The sequence below is a fragment of the Microbacterium suwonense genome (assembly GCF_030296555.1).
Lineage (GTDB): Bacteria > Actinomycetota > Actinomycetes > Actinomycetales > Microbacteriaceae > Microbacterium > Microbacterium suwonense.
In genome coordinates this window covers 3,124,892-3,144,849 of record NZ_AP027728.1, presented here as the reverse complement: position 1 = coordinate 3,144,849, position 19,958 = coordinate 3,124,892, and the positions used below count along the sequence as shown (strand labels likewise).

Annotated in this window: 20 protein-coding genes, 1 tRNA gene and 2 pseudogenes; 4 read left to right on the top strand and 19 right to left on the bottom strand. The window is 67.3% G+C overall.

The genetic code is table 11. The annotated features are described in order from the left end of the window. Positions 1-96 precede the first annotated feature (96 nt). From QUE33_RS15785 to QUE33_RS15775, 3 genes and pseudogenes are all read right to left on the bottom strand, one after another. Positions 97-1,065, bottom strand: a complete 969-nt coding sequence (locus QUE33_RS15785) for a carbohydrate ABC transporter permease (protein WP_286301223.1) — start codon at positions 1,063-1,065, stop codon at positions 97-99. Between the two features lie 100 nt (positions 1,066-1,165). Next, positions 1,166-1,876 (bottom strand): annotated as a pseudogene (locus QUE33_RS15780) (carbohydrate ABC transporter permease); the annotation flags it as partial. 672 nt (positions 1,877-2,548) lie between these two features. Continuing rightward, positions 2,549-3,880 (bottom strand): ABC transporter substrate-binding protein, encoded by a 1,332-nt coding sequence (locus tag QUE33_RS15775; protein WP_286301222.1) that lies wholly within the window; start codon positions 3,878-3,880, stop codon positions 2,549-2,551. Between the two features lie 248 nt (positions 3,881-4,128). On the opposite strand from QUE33_RS15775, the gene QUE33_RS15770 reads away from it, so the two are divergent. Both QUE33_RS15770 and QUE33_RS15765 read left to right on the top strand, forming a co-directional pair. Continuing rightward, positions 4,129-4,557: a LacI family DNA-binding transcriptional regulator gene (locus QUE33_RS15770; RefSeq protein WP_286303191.1), complete on the top strand. Its 429-nt coding sequence runs from the start codon at positions 4,129-4,131 to the stop codon at positions 4,555-4,557. Beyond that, positions 4,476-5,135: a LacI family DNA-binding transcriptional regulator gene (locus QUE33_RS15765; RefSeq protein WP_286303189.1), complete on the top strand. Its 660-nt coding sequence runs from the start codon at positions 4,476-4,478 to the stop codon at positions 5,133-5,135. The genes QUE33_RS15770 and QUE33_RS15765 overlap by 82 nt, the downstream gene beginning before the upstream one ends. A gap of 57 nt (positions 5,136-5,192) precedes the next feature. On the opposite strand, the gene rplL is transcribed toward QUE33_RS15765, so the two are convergent. The 3 genes from rplL to QUE33_RS15750 form a co-directional block, all read right to left on the bottom strand. Next, on the bottom strand, positions 5,193-5,576 hold the full coding sequence (gene rplL / locus QUE33_RS15760; RefSeq protein WP_286301221.1) for a 50S ribosomal protein L7/L12: 384 nt from the start codon (positions 5,574-5,576) through the stop codon (positions 5,193-5,195). A 48-nt stretch (positions 5,577-5,624) separates the two neighbouring features. Beyond that, the gene (gene rplJ / locus QUE33_RS15755) at positions 5,625-6,113 is read right to left on the bottom strand and encodes a 50S ribosomal protein L10 (protein ID WP_286301220.1); all 489 of its coding nucleotides are present in this window, start codon (positions 6,111-6,113) and stop codon (positions 5,625-5,627) included. 350 nt (positions 6,114-6,463) lie between these two features. Beyond that, positions 6,464-7,447: a hypothetical protein gene (locus tag QUE33_RS15750; RefSeq protein ID WP_286301219.1), complete on the bottom strand. Its 984-nt coding sequence runs from the start codon at positions 7,445-7,447 to the stop codon at positions 6,464-6,466. Between the two features lie 293 nt (positions 7,448-7,740). Here QUE33_RS15750 and QUE33_RS15745 point away from each other — a divergent pair, with 293 nt between their 5' ends. Next, complete coding sequence (locus tag QUE33_RS15745) at positions 7,741-8,418, top strand: YqaJ viral recombinase family protein (protein WP_286301218.1); 678 nt, start codon at positions 7,741-7,743, stop codon at positions 8,416-8,418. Between the two features lie 83 nt (positions 8,419-8,501). Here the strand turns inward: QUE33_RS15745 and QUE33_RS15740 are convergent, their stop codons facing one another. Next, on the bottom strand, positions 8,502-9,386 hold the full coding sequence (locus QUE33_RS15740) for an ArgP/LysG family DNA-binding transcriptional regulator (RefSeq protein WP_434019603.1): 885 nt from the start codon (positions 9,384-9,386) through the stop codon (positions 8,502-8,504). A gap of 71 nt (positions 9,387-9,457) precedes the next feature. On the opposite strand from QUE33_RS15740, the gene QUE33_RS15735 reads away from it, so the two are divergent. Further along, positions 9,458-10,141 carry a LysE/ArgO family amino acid transporter gene (locus tag QUE33_RS15735; protein WP_286301217.1) on the top strand — a complete coding sequence of 228 codons (684 nt, stop codon included), beginning with the start codon at positions 9,458-9,460 and terminating at the stop codon, positions 10,139-10,141. Positions 10,142-10,209: 68 nt separating this feature from the next. Here QUE33_RS15735 and QUE33_RS15730 read toward each other — a convergent pair. The 12 genes and pseudogenes from QUE33_RS15730 to QUE33_RS15675 form a co-directional block, all read right to left on the bottom strand. Continuing rightward, positions 10,210-10,993: pseudogene (locus QUE33_RS15730) on the bottom strand (amino acid ABC transporter ATP-binding protein). After that, positions 10,980-11,642, bottom strand: a complete 663-nt coding sequence (locus QUE33_RS15725) for an amino acid ABC transporter permease (RefSeq protein ID WP_286301215.1) — start codon at positions 11,640-11,642, stop codon at positions 10,980-10,982. The pseudogene QUE33_RS15730 and the gene QUE33_RS15725 overlap by 14 nt, the downstream one beginning before the upstream one ends. A 24-nt stretch (positions 11,643-11,666) precedes the next feature. Beyond that, a complete protein-coding gene (locus tag QUE33_RS15720; RefSeq protein WP_286301214.1) occupies positions 11,667-12,479 on the bottom strand; it encodes an amino acid ABC transporter substrate-binding protein in 813 nt (270 codons plus the stop codon). Positions 12,480-12,660: 181 nt separating this feature from the next. Continuing rightward, positions 12,661-13,350: a 50S ribosomal protein L1 gene (rplA, locus tag QUE33_RS15715; RefSeq protein WP_286301213.1), complete on the bottom strand. Its 690-nt coding sequence runs from the start codon at positions 13,348-13,350 to the stop codon at positions 12,661-12,663. A gap of 11 nt (positions 13,351-13,361) precedes the next feature. Further along, entirely contained in the window at positions 13,362-13,793 is a 432-nt protein-coding gene (gene rplK / locus QUE33_RS15710) for a 50S ribosomal protein L11 (RefSeq protein ID WP_286301212.1), read from the bottom strand. Positions 13,794-13,914: 121 nt separating this feature from the next. Continuing rightward, entirely contained in the window at positions 13,915-14,949 is a 1,035-nt protein-coding gene (nusG, locus tag QUE33_RS15705; RefSeq protein ID WP_286301211.1) for a transcription termination/antitermination protein NusG, read from the bottom strand. Positions 14,950-15,011: 62 nt separating this feature from the next. Then, positions 15,012-15,281: a preprotein translocase subunit SecE gene (gene secE, locus QUE33_RS15700; protein WP_286301210.1), complete on the bottom strand. Its 270-nt coding sequence runs from the start codon at positions 15,279-15,281 to the stop codon at positions 15,012-15,014. Positions 15,282-15,322: 41 nt separating this feature from the next. Then, positions 15,323-15,395: transfer RNA gene (locus tag QUE33_RS15695), tRNA-Trp, on the bottom strand. A 137-nt stretch (positions 15,396-15,532) separates the two neighbouring features. After that, a complete protein-coding gene (poxB, locus tag QUE33_RS15690; RefSeq protein WP_286301209.1) occupies positions 15,533-17,257 on the bottom strand; it encodes a ubiquinone-dependent pyruvate dehydrogenase in 1,725 nt (574 codons plus the stop codon). Between the two features lie 9 nt (positions 17,258-17,266). Beyond that, the gene (locus QUE33_RS15685; RefSeq protein WP_286301208.1) at positions 17,267-17,794 is read right to left on the bottom strand and encodes an RNA polymerase sigma factor; all 528 of its coding nucleotides are present in this window, start codon (positions 17,792-17,794) and stop codon (positions 17,267-17,269) included. Next, positions 17,791-18,366, bottom strand: a complete 576-nt coding sequence (locus tag QUE33_RS15680) for a hypothetical protein (RefSeq protein WP_286301207.1) — start codon at positions 18,364-18,366, stop codon at positions 17,791-17,793. The genes QUE33_RS15685 and QUE33_RS15680 overlap by 4 nt, the downstream gene beginning before the upstream one ends. A gap of 175 nt (positions 18,367-18,541) precedes the next feature. After that, on the bottom strand, positions 18,542-19,903 hold the full coding sequence (locus QUE33_RS15675) for an aldehyde dehydrogenase family protein (RefSeq protein WP_286301206.1): 1,362 nt from the start codon (positions 19,901-19,903) through the stop codon (positions 18,542-18,544). Between the last annotated feature and the right edge of the window lie 55 nt (positions 19,904-19,958).

Genomic DNA, 19,958 nt, shown 5'->3' with positions numbered 1-19,958 from the left:
ATGCCGCGTTTGTTTCACCCCGCTATATGGCGCTCGTGCACGGTTTCGGGTCGGAATCCGTGCACGAGCGCCATATAGACGGGTTCTGCGGGAGGGTCAGCCCTTCGTCGCGCCGGCCAGCAGGCCGCGGACGAAGAAGCGCTGCAGCGCGAAGAACACGATCAGCGGCACGATGATCGAGATGAACGTACCCGCCGACTGCAGGAACCACCTGTTGCCCCAGGTTCCGGACAGCGAGTTCAGCGCCTGGGTGATCGGCAGGGCCCCCGGCGAGGCGAAGATGGTCGCGACCAGCAGATCGTTCCACACCCACAGGAACTGGAAGATGCCGAACGAGGCGATCGCCGGCATCGCCAGCGGCAGGATGATGCGGAAGAACACCTGGCCGTGACCGGCGCCGTCCACCCGGGCCGCCTCGACGATGTCGCCGGGGATCTCGGAGATGAAGTTGTGCAGCATGAACGTGGCCAGCGGCAGCGCGAAGATCGCGTGCGCGATCCACACCCGGGCGAAGCTGTAGTCCAGGTCGTTCAGCGTGAACCCGGGGAACACCACCACATCGCCCAGCGTGAGTCCGGTGGAGAACAGGCTCAGCAGCGGCACCAGGGCCATCTGCAGCGGCACGATCTGCAGCGCGAACACGAACACGAACAGCAGGTTGCGGCCCTTGAAGTCGATCCACGCGAACGCGTAGGCGGCCAGCGAGGCGAGGGCGATCGGGAACACCGTGGCCGGGATGGTGATCGCGAGGGAGTTCACGAACGCGACGGCCAGCGTCGTCGACGTTCCACCGGCGGTCAGCGCCTCGAAGTAGTTCTCTAGCGTGAACGCGGGATCGGTGAAGGCGGTCCACCAGCCGGTCGACTGTGTGTCCGCACCGGGGCGGAACGAGGTGACGAGCAGCCCGAAGGTGGGAATCGTCCAGAAGAAGGCGATGATCACCGCGGCGAGCGTGGCGCCCTTCGACGTGAGCTTCTTGTGGGCGATGGCCTCGTTGCGGCGGGTCTCGCGTTCGATCTGACGCTTGCTGCGACCGTCCAGGACGACGGCTTCTGTGGCGGTCATCAGCGGATCTCCTCTGCTTGGTCAACGATCGGGCGTTGTAGATGATCAGGGGCAGCACGAACAGGAACAGCACCACGGCCAGCGCCGAGGAGTGCCCGTAGCTCTGGAAGCGCTGCTGCTGGTTGACCATCTCGAAGCCGAGCACGGTGGTGTCGTCGCGACCGCCGGTCATCACGGCGACGATGTCGTACACCTTCAGCGACATGATCGTGATGGTGGTGAGCACGACGATCAGCGAGGATCGGATGCCGGGCACCGTCACGTTCGTGAAGCGCTGCCAGGCATTCGTGCCGTCCAGCTCGGCCGCTTCGATCTGCTCGACCGGAACCGCCTTGATCGCCGCCGACAGGATGACCATCGCGAACCCGGTCTGGGTCCAGATGAAGACGATCAGCAGCATGAACGTGTTGATCAGCGGCTTGACCGCCAGCCAGTTGACCGGGTCGCCGCCGAACATCGTGACGATGGCATTCATCAGGCCGAGCTGGTCGCCCTGCCGGTAGTCGTACATGAACTTCCAGATGATGCCGGCGCCGACGAACGAGATCGCGACGGGCATGAACACCAGCACCTTCAGCACCTTCTCGCCGCGGGCCTTGTCGATGAAGACCGCATAGGCCAGGCCGAAGGCGACCGAGATGGTCGGTGCCAGCAGCGCCCAGATGAGTGTGTTGATGACAGACCAGGTGCCCTCGGCGTTCGTGAAGACCCAGACGTAGTTGTCCAGACCGACGAAGTCGGTGCCGGTCTTGTCGAAGAAGGACTTCACGAAGGTCGCGATGGCCGGGTAGATCAGACCCAGCAGCAGCATGATCGATGCCGGGGCCATGAAGAGGATGAGCTGGAACAGGTAGCCGGCCCCCTGCCGGGAGCGATAGTCGGCGAAGAACAGCAGCGCCCCGGAGAGCAGCGCGATCGCCACCACGTAGAACACTGCGTTGGCGTAGGGGCGCAGCATCATGAAGGCGAGAAGCGGGATCACCAGGCAGGCGACGAGCCGCATGATGAAGTAGCCCCTGCCCGGACGCGGTGCGTATTCGATGAGCACCAGCAGCACCGCCACCACGGCACCGAACACCGCCAGCACCACCGGGATCTGAAGCAGCGGATGCAGGTTGCCCAGCCACATGAAGAAGGTGTTGAGCGACACCGGGCCCAGCGCGATGCGCACCGGATCCTCGACCGGTGCCGAGAAGAGCAGCAGGAAGAACAGAGCGGCGATCAGGACGAAGCCGACCACGACGATCGTGCGCGTGAGCCTGCGGCCCTTCGCATCGGCACCGTGCGTGGTCTGCGGCAGCTCATCCGTCTGTACGTCGTCGACGATGACTTGCGACATGGATTCCCCTTCTGGGTACGGCTCCGGCCTGCGCCGGCGCGGCTGGGTCGTGAGGTGTGCGACCCAGGGAGGTGCGTGCGGGGTCGGGCGTGTGTGCCCGACCCCGCACCTGTCAGCAGGTTGCGCTCAGACTAGCGCGAGCTGTCAGTTCTCGTAACCCGCCTGGATGTTGGCGAGCACCTCGTCGGTGGACTTGCCGTCGATCCAGTCGACCATGCCCTTCCAGAACGAGCCCGAGCCGACCGTGGACGGCATCAGATCGGATGCGTCGAAGCGGAAGGTGGTGTTGTCGTCCTGCATGATCTTCATGGCTTCCTGCAGGAACTCGCTCGAGGCCAGGCTCGGGTCGGCGTTCTTGTTTGCGGAGAGCACGCCGCCCAGCTCAACGCGAGCGTCGGCGAACTCGGGCGAGGCCATGAACTCGAGCACCTTGACGGTGGACGGGTCGGCGTTGAAGCTGGCGACGAACTCGCCACCGCCCTCGACGCTCAGCTCGCCCTCCTTGACACCCGGCATCAGGAACGCGTAGACGTCACCGTCGGGGTCGACCGTCGGGGTCTCGCCATCGGCGTTCTTCACGTCGAGGAAGTTCGCCGACAGGAACGACGCCTGGTGGGTCAGTGCGCAGGTGCCGTCGGCCACCTTGGCCGCCACGTCACCGAACGCCGTCGAGTTGATGCTCTTGACTCCACCGAACCCGGCGTTGACGTAGTCCGGGTTCTTCAGGATCGAGCCGACGGCGTCGAACGCCTCCTTGATCTCGGGGTCGGTGAACTTCACGTCGCCGTCGATCCACTTGTCGTAGACCTCGGGGCCGGACTGGCGCAGAACCATGTCCTCGATCCAGTCGGTTCCCGGCCAGCCGGAGGCCGCATCGGAGAAGAATCCGGCGCACCAGGGTGCGTCACCCGTCTTCTCGCGGATCGTGTCGGTGAGCGAGATCATCTCGTCCCAGGTCTTGGGAACCTCGACGCCCCACTCCTTGAACTTCTGCGGCGAGTACCAGATGTAGCCCTTGAGGTTGGCGAGCATCGGCGCCGCGTAGAACGTGCCGTCGAAGGTGCCGTAGTTCTTCCAGTCTTCGGACCAGTTCTCGTCGACTGCCTTCGAGACGCTGTCCGGCGCCTCCTTGACCTTGCCGGTCTCGACCAGGGTCTTCAGCAGGCCGGGCTGCGGGACGATCGCGATGTCGGGCGCGTCGCCACCGGTCACCTTGGTGACGATGTTGCCCTCGAAGCTCTTGTCACCGGTGTACTCGACCTTGATGCCGGTGTCCTTGGTGAACTGCTCGAACGACTTGTTGAGGTCTTCGGCCTCCGAGCCGGTGATGCCGCCGGAGATGCGGATCGTCGTCTTGCCGTCGCTGTCGCCGTTGCCGCCGCCCGGTGTCGCTTCCGCGCACCCGGTCAGGGCGATCGCAGCCGCACCGACCAGAGCGAGGGGAGCGAGAAGGCGGTATCGCTGTGACAAAGCCATGTGTTTTCTCCTCTTTGGGTGGATCCCGGTCCCTCACGGGCGGCGATCTCCGCTGCCCTTGAGGAACCGATTCCAGGACAACCTACTTGCCCTGGGCGCCCTTTCACAACGCCACGCACAGAGATCTTCACAACCGTTGTGGAGACGTGATGCGTTTCGTGGGAGCGCTCCCAAAGCCTAACCTGTGGAACCGGTTCCCTTCGACACCCGAATCCGGATACGCTGTCGAGAGCCCCTCCGGAGGATTCATGAGCACGATCGCCGATGTCGCCGCGCGCGCCGGCGTCTCCAAAGCCACAGCCAGTCGCGCCCTCAGCGGCGGCGGCTACGTCTCGGATGCCGCACGCACCAGGGTGCTGACCGCTGCGAGCGAGCTGGACTACATCGCGCACTCCTCGGCGATGAGCTTGGCGACCGGTCGCTCGCTGTCTGTCGGGGTGATCCTGCCGGCACTGGACCGCTGGTTCTTCACAGAGCTGCTCGCCGGCATCCAGGACGAGCTGCTGGCATCCGGCCTGGATCTCGTGCTGTACGGCATCGGCGAGGGCACCGCCGAACGAGCGCGCCTCTTCGAGAAGGTACTCCCCGCCGGCGCCTGGACGGCATCATCGCCGTCGGCATCCAGCCCAGCGCCCGCGAACTCGAGCGGCTCGTGCAGGTCGATTCGCCCCTGGTGAGCGTCGGCGCCTACCGGGAGCACACCAGCGCCGTCTCGATCGACGACGCCGCCGCCGCGCGCATCGCGACCGAGCACCTCATCGACCTCGGGCACCGCGACATCGTCTTCCTCTGCGGACGGGCGGATGCCGCGACCCATGCCTACGGCGACGAGCAGCGACGCGCCGGCTACCGATCGGCGATGACCGCGGCCGATCTGGAATCGCACATCAGATTCGCCGAAGGGGCGCCGACCATGCCCGGCGGCTACGAGGCAGGGGTGCGGATGCTGGGCGACCGCCAGCATCGCCCCACGGCCGTGCTCGCCGTCTGCGACGAGGCTGCGATCGGCGCCATGATCGCCGCGCGGCGGCTCGGCCTGTCTGTGCCTGCCGAGCTCAGCATCGTCGGCATCGACGATCATGAGCATGCTGAGATGTTCACCCTCACGACGGTCCGGCAGCAGCCGCGCGCCCAGGGCCGGGCCGCCGTCGAGCTGCTGCGCCAGCACATCAAGGCGCCGGATGCGGCATCCGTGCAGCGCGTGCTGCCCTCCGAACTCGTCGTGCGCGCATCGACGGCCGTTCCCCGTGCATAGCAGAAGGCCCCGGGATGTCCCGGGGCCTTCTGGAAGTATCGACGCTGCGAGGCGTGATTACTTGAGGGTGACCGTGGCTCCAGCGGCCTCGAGGACCTCCTTGGCCTTCTCGGCGGCCTCCTTGTTGGCGCCCTCCAGGACGGCCTTGGGGGCACCGTCGACGACGGCCTTGGCCTCGCCGAGGCCGAGCGAGGTGAGCTCGCGGACAGCCTTGATGACCTGGATCTTCTTGTCGCCGGCAGCCTCGAGGATGACGTCGAACGAGTCCTTCTCCTCCTCGGCAGCGGCCTCGCCTGCGCCACCGGCAGCGCCGGCAACGGCGACGGGGGCGGCAGCGGTGACGTCGAACTTCTCCTCGAACGCCTTCACGAACTCGCTGAGCTCGACAAGGGTAAGGCCAGCAAACTGCTCCAGCAGCTCCTCAGTGGTGAGCTTCGCCATGATGTATCTCCTAATAAATGGGGTTTGGGTGAGGAAAACGCTGGTCGCTCACGCGGCCTCTGCGGTCTCCAGCTTTTCGCGAAGCGCGTCGATGGTGGCGGCAGCCTTGCCCATCGTCGCCTTCATCATGCCCGCAGCCTTCGCCAGCAGAACCTCACGGCTCTCGAGCGAGGCGTACTTGTTGACCTCGTCGGCGTCGAGGGTCTTGCCCTCGAACACGCCGCCCTTGATCACGAGAAGCGGGTTGGCCTTGGCGAAGTCACGCAGAGCCTTGGCAGTGGCGACGAAGTCACCGTGCACGAACGCGACGGCCGACGGACCCTTGAGGTCGTCGTCCAGCGTCGTGATCCCCGCGTTGTTGGCGGCGATCTTGGTCAGCGTGTTCTTCACCACGGCGTACTCCGCGTCCTGACGGATGTCGTTGCGCAGCTGCTTGAGCTGGGCAACCGTCAGACCGCGGTACTCGGTCAGCAGGACGGCGTTCGAGTTCTCGAAGTTCTTCGTGAGCTCGGCAACCGTTGCATCCTTCTGCGCCATGGTCACTCCTTACGTGTACGGACGCCGCGCGGCTGCGCAACGTCGACCTCGACCACCACCCGGCTCAAACAAAAACGCTCCGGCGCAAGCGCACGGAGCGTGGATCTCAAGGAGAAACTCTCTATGACACCTGCGCGGGCCCCTGCTGAGCAGTGCTTCGATCCTCGTGTTCGCACACGACGATGACCGGCGGTCTTCGGTTACGCCAACTCTACGGCATCCGTCCCCTCTCCCCAAAATCCTGCCGTCGCCCCAGGCCTCTTCCGTCGCCGCCCCTGCTGAGCTTCGCCGCCCCTACTCAGTCACGTAAATGAGCAGGGGCGCGGTAGCCGAGCAGGGGCGGAAGCCGATCAGCCCGGCGGACGGATGCCGAATGCGGCGAGCTTTGCACCGAAGACCGCCGCGGTGCGGAGGTCGGACGATCCCCAGCGTGCCATGCGCCAGCCGGTGACCCCGCGAATATCGTCTTCTCGTCTCTTCTCCGCAAGGACGACCTCTTCTGCGCTCATCGTTCCGCGCAACTCATCGTCGAGGTACTTGCCCTTGCCGTCGAATTCGCCGAAGCAGCGCAAGCGCGGAAAGCCGAAGTCGAGCCAGTAGTCATCGCCTGCGGAGCCCACGACATGCACCTGCAGGTCGGGATCGGCGAATCCCAGATTCCGCAGGTGCAGTCTGCTCACGCTCTCGCCGGGCAGTTGAGCCCGCCCGTCGGCGAAGCGGATGATCCGCCGCGCCTGGACGATCCCCGGCCGATGCGAGTGCTCCGCGCGATCCAGCATCCGTGCTTGCCATTCTCCGGCGACATCTGCGTCCTGCACCTGCCCGACGACCGCCTCACGACGCAGCGCGGCATCTGCAGCCGAGAGCGACACGGGTGCTGAGCTCGCACAGGCGAGATCGAGGATCGTGCGATCGAGTGAAGTGCAGCGGATGCCGTCGATCTCGACGATGTCGGCAGAATCCACCGGGATCCGATGCCACACCACGCCGGCCACGGTGCGGCCGTGACGAGCGCCCAGGATCGCCGTGTGCACGTTCTTCGGCGCCAGACGATACAGCGGCAGCGCGTGCAGCACAGCGGCTGAGGGGCCCCAGAAGACCGGGCCAGGCTCGGCGGAGTTGAGGTGCGTCGCGACGACTTCCACGAGATGACGGCCCTCGTTCCACAGGCCTCTCCAGTCGTCGACGGCCACGTAGCGGTCGTTCCGCACGCGACGCAGCACCTCCGATGCGACCAGGTGTTCGATGTCGCGCTCGGAGTGCCCACGTCCGCGCAACTGCGCTCGGGTGAGGATCAGCGCACGTGCCCGGGTGACGTCGATGGACTTCGGCATCCCCCGATCCTGTGCCATCCTCTCGCCTGATTCGGAGCTCTCCACAGGCTCACGACGAGTTCGTGCACTGCCCTGCATTGTGCAGGAAGAGTGCCGCGCGGCACCCGGTCGTGGCACGTCATCTCCGTCACCGCCCCTGCTGAGCTTCGCCGCCCCTGCTCATTCACGTGAATGAGCAGGGGCGCGGTAGGCGAGCAGGGGCGGCGTGGAGGGGCAGACACCGCGCCCACGGATGCCGTGTCGAGCGGTGTGTGCGGGCGGGCGGATGCCGGGGGCGGGGGTAGCCTCGAGGGGTGACCCCGGAACTCGAAGCGCGCATCATCGCGGATTCTCGCGATCGGGTCGCCTGGCTTCGAGCACGGGCACGCGGCATCACCGCGACCGACGTCGCAGGGCTCTCCGGAGAGTCGTCGATCGCCAGGGCGGCGGATGCCAAGCTCGGCCACGGCCCGCGGTTCGGCGGCAACGCGTACACCGATCACGGCCGCCGGCGCGAACCGGAGATCGCCTCCTGGGTGGCCGCGACACACGGCATCCTGCCCTCCTCCGCGCTGTTCCGCGCCGAGGTGGAGAAGCGCCACCTGGCCACGCCCGACGGCGTGTGCGTCGACGGCGAGGGACGCGTGCTGCTCGCCGAGATCAAGACCACGAACAAGTCCTGGCACACCATCCCGCGCACCTACCTGCGCCAGGTGTGGTGGCAGCAGTACGTGCTGGGGGCGGAGCGCACACTGTTCGTCTGGGAGGAGCACGTCGACTTCCAGCCGGTGCACGACGAGCCCAAGAGCGTGTGGATCGATCGTGACGACACGCAGATCCGCCGCTTGGTCGGGCTGGCGAACCGGCTGATAGACGAGCTCTACCATCGCACCACCGGACAACTGCCGCCGGCCCGCGAGCCCGTGACCCCGAGTCGCCGGAGCGCCCTGCGCGAGCGCGACATGTTCCGTGCCCTCGCGCTCTCGGACTGAACCCGCTCGCCGTCACGCGCACGCGCTGCCCGCGCGCACTGCCAGCCGCGCTGCCCGCACGCGCTGCCGGCCCGCGCACCGGGTCAGAGCGGGGAGAGCACGCGGCGGGCCTCGGCGACGATCTCTGCGGCGAGCGCGTCCAGCAGAGGGGAGCTCAGGTTCCACTGCTGCCAGTACAGCGGCACCCGCGTGGGCGGCCCGCCCAGGTCGATGAGGTCGGCCCCGGCCTGCGGCGAGGGGATGAGTCCCCAGCCCAGTCCCAGCCGCACGGCTTGAGAGAAGTCGTGGGAGGCCGGCACGTAGTGGCGTGGCACCTGCCAGGGGTCCACTCCCTTGGCCCGCAGCCAGTCCTGCTGCAGGCTGTCGCGCCGATCGAAGTCCACGAACGGCGCCGACCGCAGGGCGTCGGTGCTCACGCCGCCGCCGAACCACCGGGCGATGTAGTCGGGCGTCGCCATCGGACGGTACTCCAGCACCCCCAGCGGCGTCACCGCGCTTCCGCCGACCGGATCGGACTCGCTGGTGACCGCCGCCATCACCTCGCCGGATTCCAGCAGCCGCGCGGTGTAGTCCTGGTCGTCGCGGTGCAGGTCGACGTCGACCGGATGCCGTTGCGCGACGCGCGCGATCGGAGCGAGGAACCAGGTCGCCATCGAATCGGCGTTCACGGCGAGCGGCACCCGGATGCGGGGCACCTGCTCCCCCTCGGCATCCGCGAGCCCGAAGCCGGCGATGGCATCGTGCTCCAGCAGCTCGACCTGCCGCGCCAGTCGGACGAGGGCCTCCCCGCCTCGGTGGCGCGCACCGGTCGAGAGCGCACGACGACCACCCGGCCGAGCTGCTGCTCGACGGCCTTGATCCGCTGGCTCACCGCCGAGGGTGATGTGCAGGCGCCGGGCGGCGGCGTCGAAGCTGCCCTCGTCGATGGCTGCGGCGACGGTGGCAGCCAGTTGCGCATCGATCCTCACATAAGCGATGCTAATGCTTCATCAGGTATCTTCGCTGGTGCTGTCGTTGAGCGCCCTTTAGCGTAGGAGCCATGCTCACCGTTCTCGCGGGTCTCGGACTCGGCCTGTCGCTCATCGTGGCGATCGGGGCCCAGAACGTCTTCGTGCTGCGGCAGGGAATGCGCCGGGAGCACGTGCTCGCCGTCGTGGTGATCTGCGCCGCATCGGATGCCGTGCTCATCGCCGCCGGGGTCGGAGGGCTCGGCGTCATGATCTCCGCCGCGCCCTGGCTCGTGCCGATCGCACGGTGGGCGGGAGCCCTGTTCCTGGCGACCTATGGAATCCTGGCCGCCCGGCGCGCGTGGCACGGGGGCGGCGAGCTCACGGCAGAGGGCACCGAGCTCGCAGCAGAGCGCACGGAGCCGTCAGCCGGCACCGCATCCGCTCGGTCAGGCGGTGCCGCGACGCTGACCCGAACGCGCCTGGTCCCGGTGATCCTCACCACGCTGGCGCTGACCTGGTTGAACCCGCACGTGTACCTCGACACGGTGCTCATGCTGGGGTCGATCGCCGCGACGCACGGCGAGCAGCGCTGGCTCTTCGCCGCCGGGGCGATCGCCGCCAGCATCCTGTGGTTCGCCGCGCTCGGCTTCGGTGCCCGCTATCTCGGTCGGTGGCTGCGCACTCCCCGCGCGTGGCGCGTGCTGGACGCGCTGATCGCGGTCGTCATGATCATGCTCGCCGTCGGCCTGGTGCTGCCCACGCTCGGCGTGTAGACGCCTCACGCTCGGCGTGTAGACGCCGCAGAGTCGGCGTGCACGCCGCAGCGCCGGGATGCCGACGCTCAGGTGCCGTCGAGCGGGCGCAGGATGCGCGTGAGGAACTTCTGTGTGCGCTCGTGCTGGGGCGCACCGAACAGCTGAGCGGGCGGGCCCTGCTCGACGACGACACCGCCGTCCATGAACAGCACCCGGTCCGCGGCCTCGCGCGCGAAGCTGAGCTCGTGGGTGACCACGACCATGCTCCAGCCCTCGTCGGCGAGCTCCTTGATCACCAGCAGCACCTCGCCGACCAGTTCCGGGTCGAGCGCGCTGGTGGGCTCGTCGAAGAGCAGCAGATCGGGGCGGAGCGCGAGCGCGCGGACGATCCCGACGCGCTGCTGCTGACCGCCGGAGAGCTGATGCGGTCGCGCATTCTCCTTGTCGGCAAGACCGACCCGATCCAGCAGCAGCCGAGCCGCGTCGATGGCCTCCCCTTGGGCCGCCCCTGCACGCGCCAGGGCCCTCGATGACGTTCTCGAGCACGGTGAAATGCGGGAAGAGATTGTGGTGCTGGAAGACCATCGCGGAACGGTCGCGCAGCGCGAAGCGCTGCTGTGAAGACACGCGGCCCGCGAAGTCGATCTCCGGTCCGCCGTCGACAGCGATCGTCCCGGCATCCGGGGTCTCCAGCCCGTTCAGCGAGCGCAGCACCGTGGTCTTGCCCGACCCGCTGGGTCCGATGAGCACGACGACTTCGCCTCGATGCAGCGTGAGGTCTATCCCGCGGAGCACCTCGTTGGCGCCGAACCGCTTGTGCAGCTGCGTCGCCGCGAGCAGCGGGGCATCGGACGGATCAGTTCGAGACACGGCTGTCGAGCCTCCTCTCCAGGGCGCTCTGCCCTGTGGCCAGCACCAGGCAGATCACCCAGTACACCAATGCCGCGCAGAGATACACCACCATCACCTGATACGACGACGCCGCGATCTGCTGCGACACCCGGAACAGCTCGGTGACCAGGATCGTCGATGTCAGCGAGGTGTCCTTCACCAGCGAGATGAACGTGTTCGACAGCGGCGGCACCGACACCCGCGCCGCCTGCGGCAGGATGATCCGCGTGAGGGTGTGCGTGCGATTCATCCCGATCGTGTACGCCGCCTCCCACTGCCCCTGCGGCACCGAGAGGATCGCGGCCCGCACGACCTCGGCACCGTAGCCGCCGACGTTCAGCGACAGGGCGACGATGGCGCTCGGCCACGGATCGATGACGATGCCGACGGCGGGCATGCCGTAGAAGATCACGAACAACTGCACGAGCAGCGGGGTTCCGCGGATCACGGACACATAGAACCGGGCTATCCCGGCTACGACCGGAGCCTTCGAGATCCGCATCAGGGCGACGCCGACCGCGAGGATCAGGCCGAGGGCGAAGGAGACCAGCGCGAGCGGGATGGTGCCCAGCAGCCCGCCCAGGGCGATCGGCCCGAGGGAGTTCAGGAACAGCTGCCAGGCATCCATCGTCGCATCCTCTTCCGTCGCGTTCTATTCGGTGACGTCGGCGCCGAAGTACTTCTCGCTGATCTTCGCGAGGGTGCCGTCGGCCCGCAGCCCGTCGAGTGCGCCGTCGACGGCCTTCACGAGCGCTTCCTTGTCCTTCGCGAAGGCGAACGCCTGCTTGCCGGACTCCTCGGTCTCGGCCGCAATCTTCAGGCCGGTGGGACCATCGGTGGTCTCGTAGTCGAGGAAGGTGAGCTTGTCGTTGATCGTGGCGTCCACGCGCTCCTGCCGCAGCAGTGAGACGGCCTGCGCCCATCCGTCGACGGCCTCGACCTTGGCGCCGGACTCGAGAGCGAGGTCGTTCCAGTTGCTCGTCAGCGACTGCGCGGCGGTCTTGCCCGCCAGGTCGTCGAAGGAGCTGATCGAGTCATCGTCCTCGGCGACCACGATCACGCCAGGCGAGACCGTGTACGGCGCGCTGAAGAGGTACTTCGCCTTGCGCTCATCGTTGATCGTGACCTGGTTGGCGATGACGTCGAACCTGCCGGCATCCAGACCGGCGAAGATCGCATCCCACTGGGTCTCCTGGAACCGGACCTCGAGACCCAGCTCATCGGCGACGGCCTGGATGACCTCGACATCGAAGCCGGTCAGATCGCCGGTGCCGCCGTCAGCGTGGAAGCTGAACGGGCGGTAGGTTCCCTCGGTGGCGACAGTGAGCGTACCGCCCTTGACGAGGCCGTAGTCGGCGCCCGCCCCGCTGGGGCTCTCGGCGGGAGCGGCCGTGCGGCGGCGACGATGAGGCGACGAGACATGCGGATACCCTCCTGGGGTGCTGTGTGCTGTGTGCTGCGGCACGCGAGCGCGCATCGCAGGGCTCTGCGGCAGGTGAGCCGCAGGACGACCCCACAGTACGCGCCGAGAGGCCGGAGCCCCGCATCGCGTGACGCCGGATTTCAGTCGGGGAGGACCTGGATGCCGAAGACCCCCGCCGGTGCGAACCGGCGGGGGTCTTCGTGACGGGATCAGTGACCGTCGATCAGATGGCGTTGACGTCCAGCGGGATGCCGGGGCCGAACGTGGTCGACACGACGCCCTTCTGGATGTAGCGGCCCTTGGCGCTCGACGGCTTCAGCCGCACGATCTCCTCGAGCGCAGCGCCGATGTTCTCGTCGAGCTGCTCGGCCGAGAACGAGGCCTTGCCGACGATGAAATGCACGTTGGCGTGCTTGTCGACGCGGAACTCGATCTTTCCGCCCTTGATCTCCTCGACGGCCTTGGCCGGGTTCGGAGTCACGGTGCCGGTCTTCGGGTTCGGCATCAGACCGCGAGGTCCGAGCACCTTGCCGAGACGGCCGACCTGGCCCATGAGCTCAGGGGTCGACACGGCGGCGTCGAAGTCGGTCCACCCTGCGGCGACCTTCTCGATCAGCTCGGAGCCGCCGACCTCGTCCGCGCCGGCGGCGATCGCAGCCTCAGCGGCCGGGCCGTTGGCGAACACGATGACGCGGGCGGTCTTGCCGGTGCCGTGCGGGAGCATGACGGTGCCGCGCACCATCTGGTCAGCCTTGCGCGGGTCGACCGCGAGCTTCAGCGCAACCTCGACGGTGGAGTCGAACTTCGCCGAGCCGGTGTCCTTCGCCAGAGCGACGGCCTCGGTCGGGGTGTAGAAACGGTCTGCCTCGATCTTCGCGAGAGCAGCCTGGTATGCCTTGGACTTGGTAGCCATTGTTATCTCCCTCAGCCCTCGACCGTGATGCCCATGGAGCGGGCGGTTCCGGCGATGATCTTCGACGCGGCGTCGATGTCGTTCGCGTTCAGGTCGGCCTGCTTCTGCTCGGCGATCTGACGGACCTGCTCAGCGCTGATCTTCGCGACCTTGACAGTGTGCGGAGTGGCGGAGCCCTTCGACACACCGGCGGCCTTCTTGATCAGCTCTGCTGCCGGCGGGGTCTTCAGGATGAACGTGAAGCTGCGGTCCTCGTAGACGGTGATCTCGACGGGGACGACGTTGCCGCGCTGCGACTCGGTCGCAGCGTTGTACGCCTTGCAGAACTCCATGATGTTGACGCCATGCTGACCGAGCGCGGGGCCGATCGGCGGCGCCGGGTTGGCTGCACCGGCGTTGATCTGAAGTTTGATCAGGCCGGTCACCTTCTTCTTCGGTGCCATTCTCTTTCCTTTCATCGAGCGGATGCCGGAGGCATCCTCTCCCGCGTCCTCGGCATCTCCGAGGTGCGGTGCTGTTCGTGCGCTGACGCACAAACCTCTTGATCTTACCCGAAGAACGGGATCAGATCTTGGTGACCTGCTCGAACGACAGCTCCACCGGTGTCTCGCGCTCGAAGAGCGAGACGAGCACGGTGAGCTTGCCGCTGGCCGCGTTGATCTCGCTGATCGTACCGGGAAGACCCGCGAACGAGCCTTCCTTGATGGTGATGGTCTCGCCGATCTCGAAGTCGACCTCGGCGGGCATCGGACGCGCCACGGCGACGCCGCCCTTGGCCGCGATGGACTTCGCGGTGGGGACGTCCTTGACCTCGACGAGCGCCTTGAGCATGTTGAACGCCTCTTCGAAGCGCAGCGGAGTGGGGTTGTGGGCGTTGCCGACGAAGCCGGTCACACCCGGGGTGTGCCGCACGACCGACCAGGTGTCTTCGTTGAGCTCCATGCGCACGAGCACATAGCCCGGGATGCGCACGCGGGTGACCATCTTGCGCTGGCCGTTCTTGATCTCGACGACGTCCTCCATCGGGACCTCGACCTGGTAGATCTCCTCCTCGACCTCGAGCGTCGACTTGCGCTGCTCGATGTTGGCCTTCACCTTGCGCTCGAAGCCGGCGTACGAGTGGATGACGTACCACTTGCCCGGCAGCATCCGCAGTTCCATCCGGAAGGCCTCGTAGGGGTCCTCCTCGGCCGGAGCCTGGTCGGCATCCGCAGACTCGTCAGCCTCGTCGCCCCCGAGGTCGGGTCCGTCGTACGGCGCCACCTCTTCGGCAGCCGCCGCCTCTTCTTCAGCCGTCTCTTCGGCCGCAGCGTCGTTGAGGACCTCGGCGGCAGCTTCAGACTCTGCCGCTTCGTCCAGGTTGAGAGCGTCGTTCACGATCGCGTCCGCCTCCGGGTCTTGGATCTCGATGTCGTCGGTGTCGTCGGGGTATTCCTCGCCGGCGTCGCCATCGCCCTCGACGTGCAGGCCGACGGTCTCCGCCGGGGCCGACGCCTGCTGCTGCGCAGCGAGCACGTTGCCCTCCTGGGCCTCGTCCTCCTCGCTGGACTGCTCGGCGGCGGTGGCCCAGTCGGCGTCGTCGGAATATCGTTCAGACACGTTGTTTCTTTCCGTTCACTCGATGGCCCAGCAGGTGGTCCCTGAGCTCGTCGAAAGGTGCGTCAGCTATCGGGAACCCCGAACACCAGATGGGTCACGTAACCGAACAGGGAGTCGAATCCGTAGACCAGACCCATCACGATCAGCACGAAGACGAGCACCACGACGGTGAACTTGATCAGTTCCTTGCGGGTCGGGGTGACGACCTTGCGCAGCTCGCTGATCACCTGGCGGAAGAACAGCGCGATGCGACCGAAGAAGCCCAGCTGCTTATCGCGCAGGGAGTACGGGCCTGCTGCGGCGAGTTCGCCGCGAACGTTGTCCTGATCCATCCTGCACGTACCTTTCGTGAGTCAGCATGTGCGCTGACGCGCAGGGCGGACAGGAATCGAACCTGCAACCTGCGGTTTTGGAGACCGCTGCTCTGCCAATTGAGCTACCGCCCTAGAGACCGGTGGTCCCTGGGTCCGCGACCTCCGCGTGCCGACGAGGGCACAGTGAAGGATGCAGACAACTGCCCTTCAAGTGTACGGCATCCGATCCCCCGGGCCGAACCGAGCCGACTCCCGCGTGCGTCGCACGGTCAGAACAGCTGACGCCAGTTGGCCTTGGCGAGGTCGAGCAGCTCGTCTCCGCGGCCGGACATCACCGTGCGGATGGCGTAGAGCGCGAAGCCCTTGACCTGCTCGGCACTGATCGACGGCGGCATCGACAGCTCCTGTCGCTCGGTGACGACATCCAGCAGTGCGGGCCCGTCGTGAGCGAGCACCTCGGCGACGGCGTCCAGAAGATCCTCCGAGCGCTCCACACGGCGCGCGAAGATGCCCAGCGCCTGCGCGACGGCGGCGAAGTCGGGGTTCTGCAGATCCGTGCCGTAGGTGACGAACCCGGCGGCCTTCATCTCCAGCTCCACGAAGTTGAGCGAGGAGTTGTTCACCACGATCGTCTTCACCGGCAGCCTGTTCTGGGTGATGGTGATCAGCTCGCCGAGCATCATCGCCAGTCCCCCGTCCCCTGCCAGGGCGATCACCTGCTGGTCGGGGCGGGCCACCTGCGCGCCGATGGCGTGCATGACCGCGTTGGCCATGGAGCCGTGGGTGAACGAGCCGATCAGCCGGCGCTTCTCGGTCATGGTGAAATAACGCGCCGCCCACACCGTGGGTGAGCCGACGTCGGCGGTGAGGATGGCATCCGATGCCGCCGCCTCGTCGATCAGCCGCGCGAGGTACTGCGGATGGATCGGAGACTTGCCGCGCGCGGGCACCGCCAGGTCGTCGAGCTTCGCCCGCGTCTTGCGGTAGTGCGCGGTGGCGTCGTCGAGGTGTGAGCGATCGGTCTTCTCCGCAAGGCGCGGCAGCAGCGCGTCGACGGTCGCCTTCACATCGCCGACGAGCCCCAGGTCGAGCGGATGCCGCTTGCCGAGCTGTTCGCCACGGATGTCGACCTGGATCGTGGTCGCGTCATCGGGGTAGAACTGCGTGTACGGGAAGTCGGATCCGAGGATGAGCAGCGCCTCGGCATCCTCCATCGCGCGGAAGCCGGAGGCGAAGCCGAGCAGCCCGGTCATGCCGACATCGAACGGATTGTCGTACTCGATGTGTTCCTTGCCGCGCAGCGCATGCACGATGGGAGCGGCCAGCCGGTCGGCCAGGGCGATGACCTCGTCGTGGGCCCCCTCCACGCCCGCGCCCGCGAGGATCGTGACTCGCCGGCATCCGTTCAGCAGCGTCGCGGCCCGCTCGAGCTCGTCGCTGCTGGGCGTGACGACGGGGTGCGTGCGTGGCAGGACGACGGCGCGGTCGTCGGCGATCTCGGCGAGCGCGACGTCGCCGGGGATGACGAGCACGGCGACCCCGCGCTGCTCGATGGCCGCGCGCATGGCGATCTCCATGAGCCGCGGCATCTGCACCGGATCGGCGACGTACTCGACGTAGACGCTGCACTCGCGGAACAGCTCCTGCGGGTGCGTCTCCTGGAAGTACCCGGTGCCGATCTCGACGGAGGGGATGTGCGCGGCGATCGCGAGCACGGGCACGCGGGAGCGGTTCGCATCGTACAGGCCGTTGATCAGGTGCAGATTGCCCGGACCGCAGGAGCCCGCGACGACCGCGAGCTCGCCGGTGAGCGCAGCATCCGCCGCCGCGGCGAACGCCGCCGACTCCTCGTGCCGCACGTGCACCCAGCGGATCGTGCCGTCCTTGCGGAGGGCGTCGGTGAAGCCGTTCAGCGAATCCCCCGGGATGCCGTAGACGCGATCGATGCCGTTGGCGCGCAGCGCGTGGACCATGTTCTCAGCGACGGTGACCATGGTTCGAGCCTATGTCCGTTCGAGGGGAGGCGGCGGGTCGTCTGACAGGCTCTCCCGTAGCGCCGAGCGAGCCCGGTGATAGCGACTGCGCACGGTGCCCTCCTTCATCCCGAGCATTCGCGACACCTCGATCAACGAGAAGCCTTCCCAGTGCACGAGCCCGATGATGTCGCGGTCGGTGTCTGAGAGCTCGGCGATCGCCCGATGCAGGTCATCGTAGGTCGAGACGTCCGTGAATCCGGGTCTCGGGATGGTAGAGAGGATGCCGCGGAGCCGGTCGACGAGCGCGCCCTGTCGAGCTCGGTGCCGCCGATGATGCATCAGCACGTTCCGCGCGATGCCGAACATCCACGGGCGGATCTCGTCATCGACGTCCGGCAGCGAACGAGAGCGGCGCCACAGCACCAGCAGCGTCTCTGCCAGGAGGTCCGCCGCATCCTCGCGCTGCACCGCGCGTCGAGCGAAGTAGCCCAGCAGCGCCGGCGCATGCTCCTGCACCGCCCGTTCCACCCGCTGTCTTCGGTCCTCAGCGGTCATTCGACATCCGGCACGCAGGTGAATCCTGTCGCGGCTACGGCGCGGGTCGTCGTCCCCGCATTGGCGTTGAGCCACGCGATGCCGGGGAAGGTGTCCTCCGCGAACGCCCGCAGCACGGGCTCCAGCCCCGCACCGACCCGCCCCTCGCCATCCGCATCGTCGGGTTCCGGCGTGCCGTCGTCGTACATCCGCTGCCCCAACCCGGTCCAATTGTGCGCGAGGATCGCTGCGTCCAGTGAAGCCCGATCACCGTCCTGGGGATTGCGGATCTCGATCCACGCGCGGCACTGCTCCGAGTGGCCGGACTCCGTGACCCAGTTCAAAGGGATCGGCTGTTCGTTGCGCACATTCTCGAGCGGCATCTCGACGCCCGCCCAATGCGACATCGTCGCCACTCCGATGCTGGTGCCCGCAGTCAGCACCACCGCACCGCCAACGAGTGCCGGCAACATCCATCGCGCCCTCTTCCGTCGCGTGGGGGCGGTCGCTCGCGCCATCCGGTGCGCTTCGTTCTCCGCCTCCGCCGGCAGCGCCTGCGCCATCGACGCGAGCCGCTCATCCAGAGTGTCCATGTGGCTCTCCTTTCCAGGTCCTCACATGTTCATTCCCGGATGAGCACGATTCGTTGCGCTCCTCGATGGTTCTCCCGCGAGCCATGATCCAGACGACGAGCCACCATCCAGATCGCGGTGATCTGCATGGTGGCTCGAGGGTGGTGTGACTGCTCGGCAGGTGCCTGAAGGCGCCTCAGCCGATGCGGATGAGCTTCTTGTTGACGAACTCCTCGGCTGCCAGCAGTCCGAGCTCGCGGGAGGTGCCGCTGCGCTTCACGCCGCCGAAGGGCAGCTCCGGGCTGTCGGCGCCGACCAGATTCACGTAGACCATGCCCGCCTCGATCCGGTCCGCCACGCGCTCGGCCTGCTCGGCATCCGTCGTGAAGACGTACGACCCCAGGCCGAAGGGGGTGTCGTTGGCGAGGGCGACGGCGGCATCCTCGTCAGCGACCCGGTAGACGACGGCTGCGGGGCCGAACAGCTCCTCGCGGTACACGTCCATCTCGGCAGTGACGTCGGCGAGAACGGTCGGGGCGAAGAACGTGCCCTCGCGGGTGCCGCCGGTCAGCAGCGTCGCACCCTGTGCCACGGCGGTGTCGATCTGCTGCTGCAGGCGCTCGGCCGCGGCCAGCGACGAGAGCGGGCCGAGCACCGTGTCCTCGCTGGTCGGATCCTGCGCCGAGACCGCGCCGAGCGCGGCGACGAACCGCTCGGTGAACTCCTCGTACAGGTCATCGACGATGATGAAGCGCTTCGCCCCGTTGCAGGACTGGCCGTTGTTGTCCAGCCGCGCGTCGACGGCGTTCTGCACCACGGCATCCAGATCGTCGGTGGAGAGCAGGATGAACGGGTCCGAGCCGCCCAGCTCCAGCGCCACCTTCTTCAGATTGCGCCCGGCGACTTCGGCGACCGCGGCGCCGGCGCGCTCGGATCCGGTCACGGACACCCCGTGCACGCGCGGGTCGGCGATGATCGTGGCCGCCTGCTCGTTCGTGGCGTAGACGTTGACGTAGGCGCCGTCGGGCAGCCCGGCGTCGCGGTAGATCGCCTCGATGGCGGCGGCCGACTCGGGGCACTGCGGTGCGTGCTTGAGGATGATGGTGTTGCCGATCGCCAGGTTCGGGGCGGCGAATCGTGCGACCTGATAGGCCGGGAAGTTCCACGGCATGATCCCGAGCAGTGCGCCCAGCGGAGCGCGTCGCACGACGGCGCTGCCCGCCGCGAGGATCGCGAGCTGCTGATCGGCGGTGATCTGCTCGATGTTGGTGGCGTAGAACTCGATGATGTCAGCGGCGAACTCGACCTCGCCGACGGCGGCGGCGATGGGCTTGCCCATCTCGCGCACGATGATCGCGGCGAGCTCGTCGGTGCGCTCGCGGTGCAGTCGGGCGATGCGCCGGATCACCGCAGCACGATCGGCCGGCGCGGTCGCCGCCCAGGTGCCGGCCGCGGATGCCGCGCGGGCGATGGCGTCTTCGATCTGGGTGTCGGTGAAGGTGTCGTACCTGGCGACGGTCTCGCCCGTGGCCGGGTTGACGACGGCGTAATCGGTCATGTCGGTTCCTCTCTCACGCCCGTCTATATGGCGCCTAGGCCCGCTTTCGGCGGCG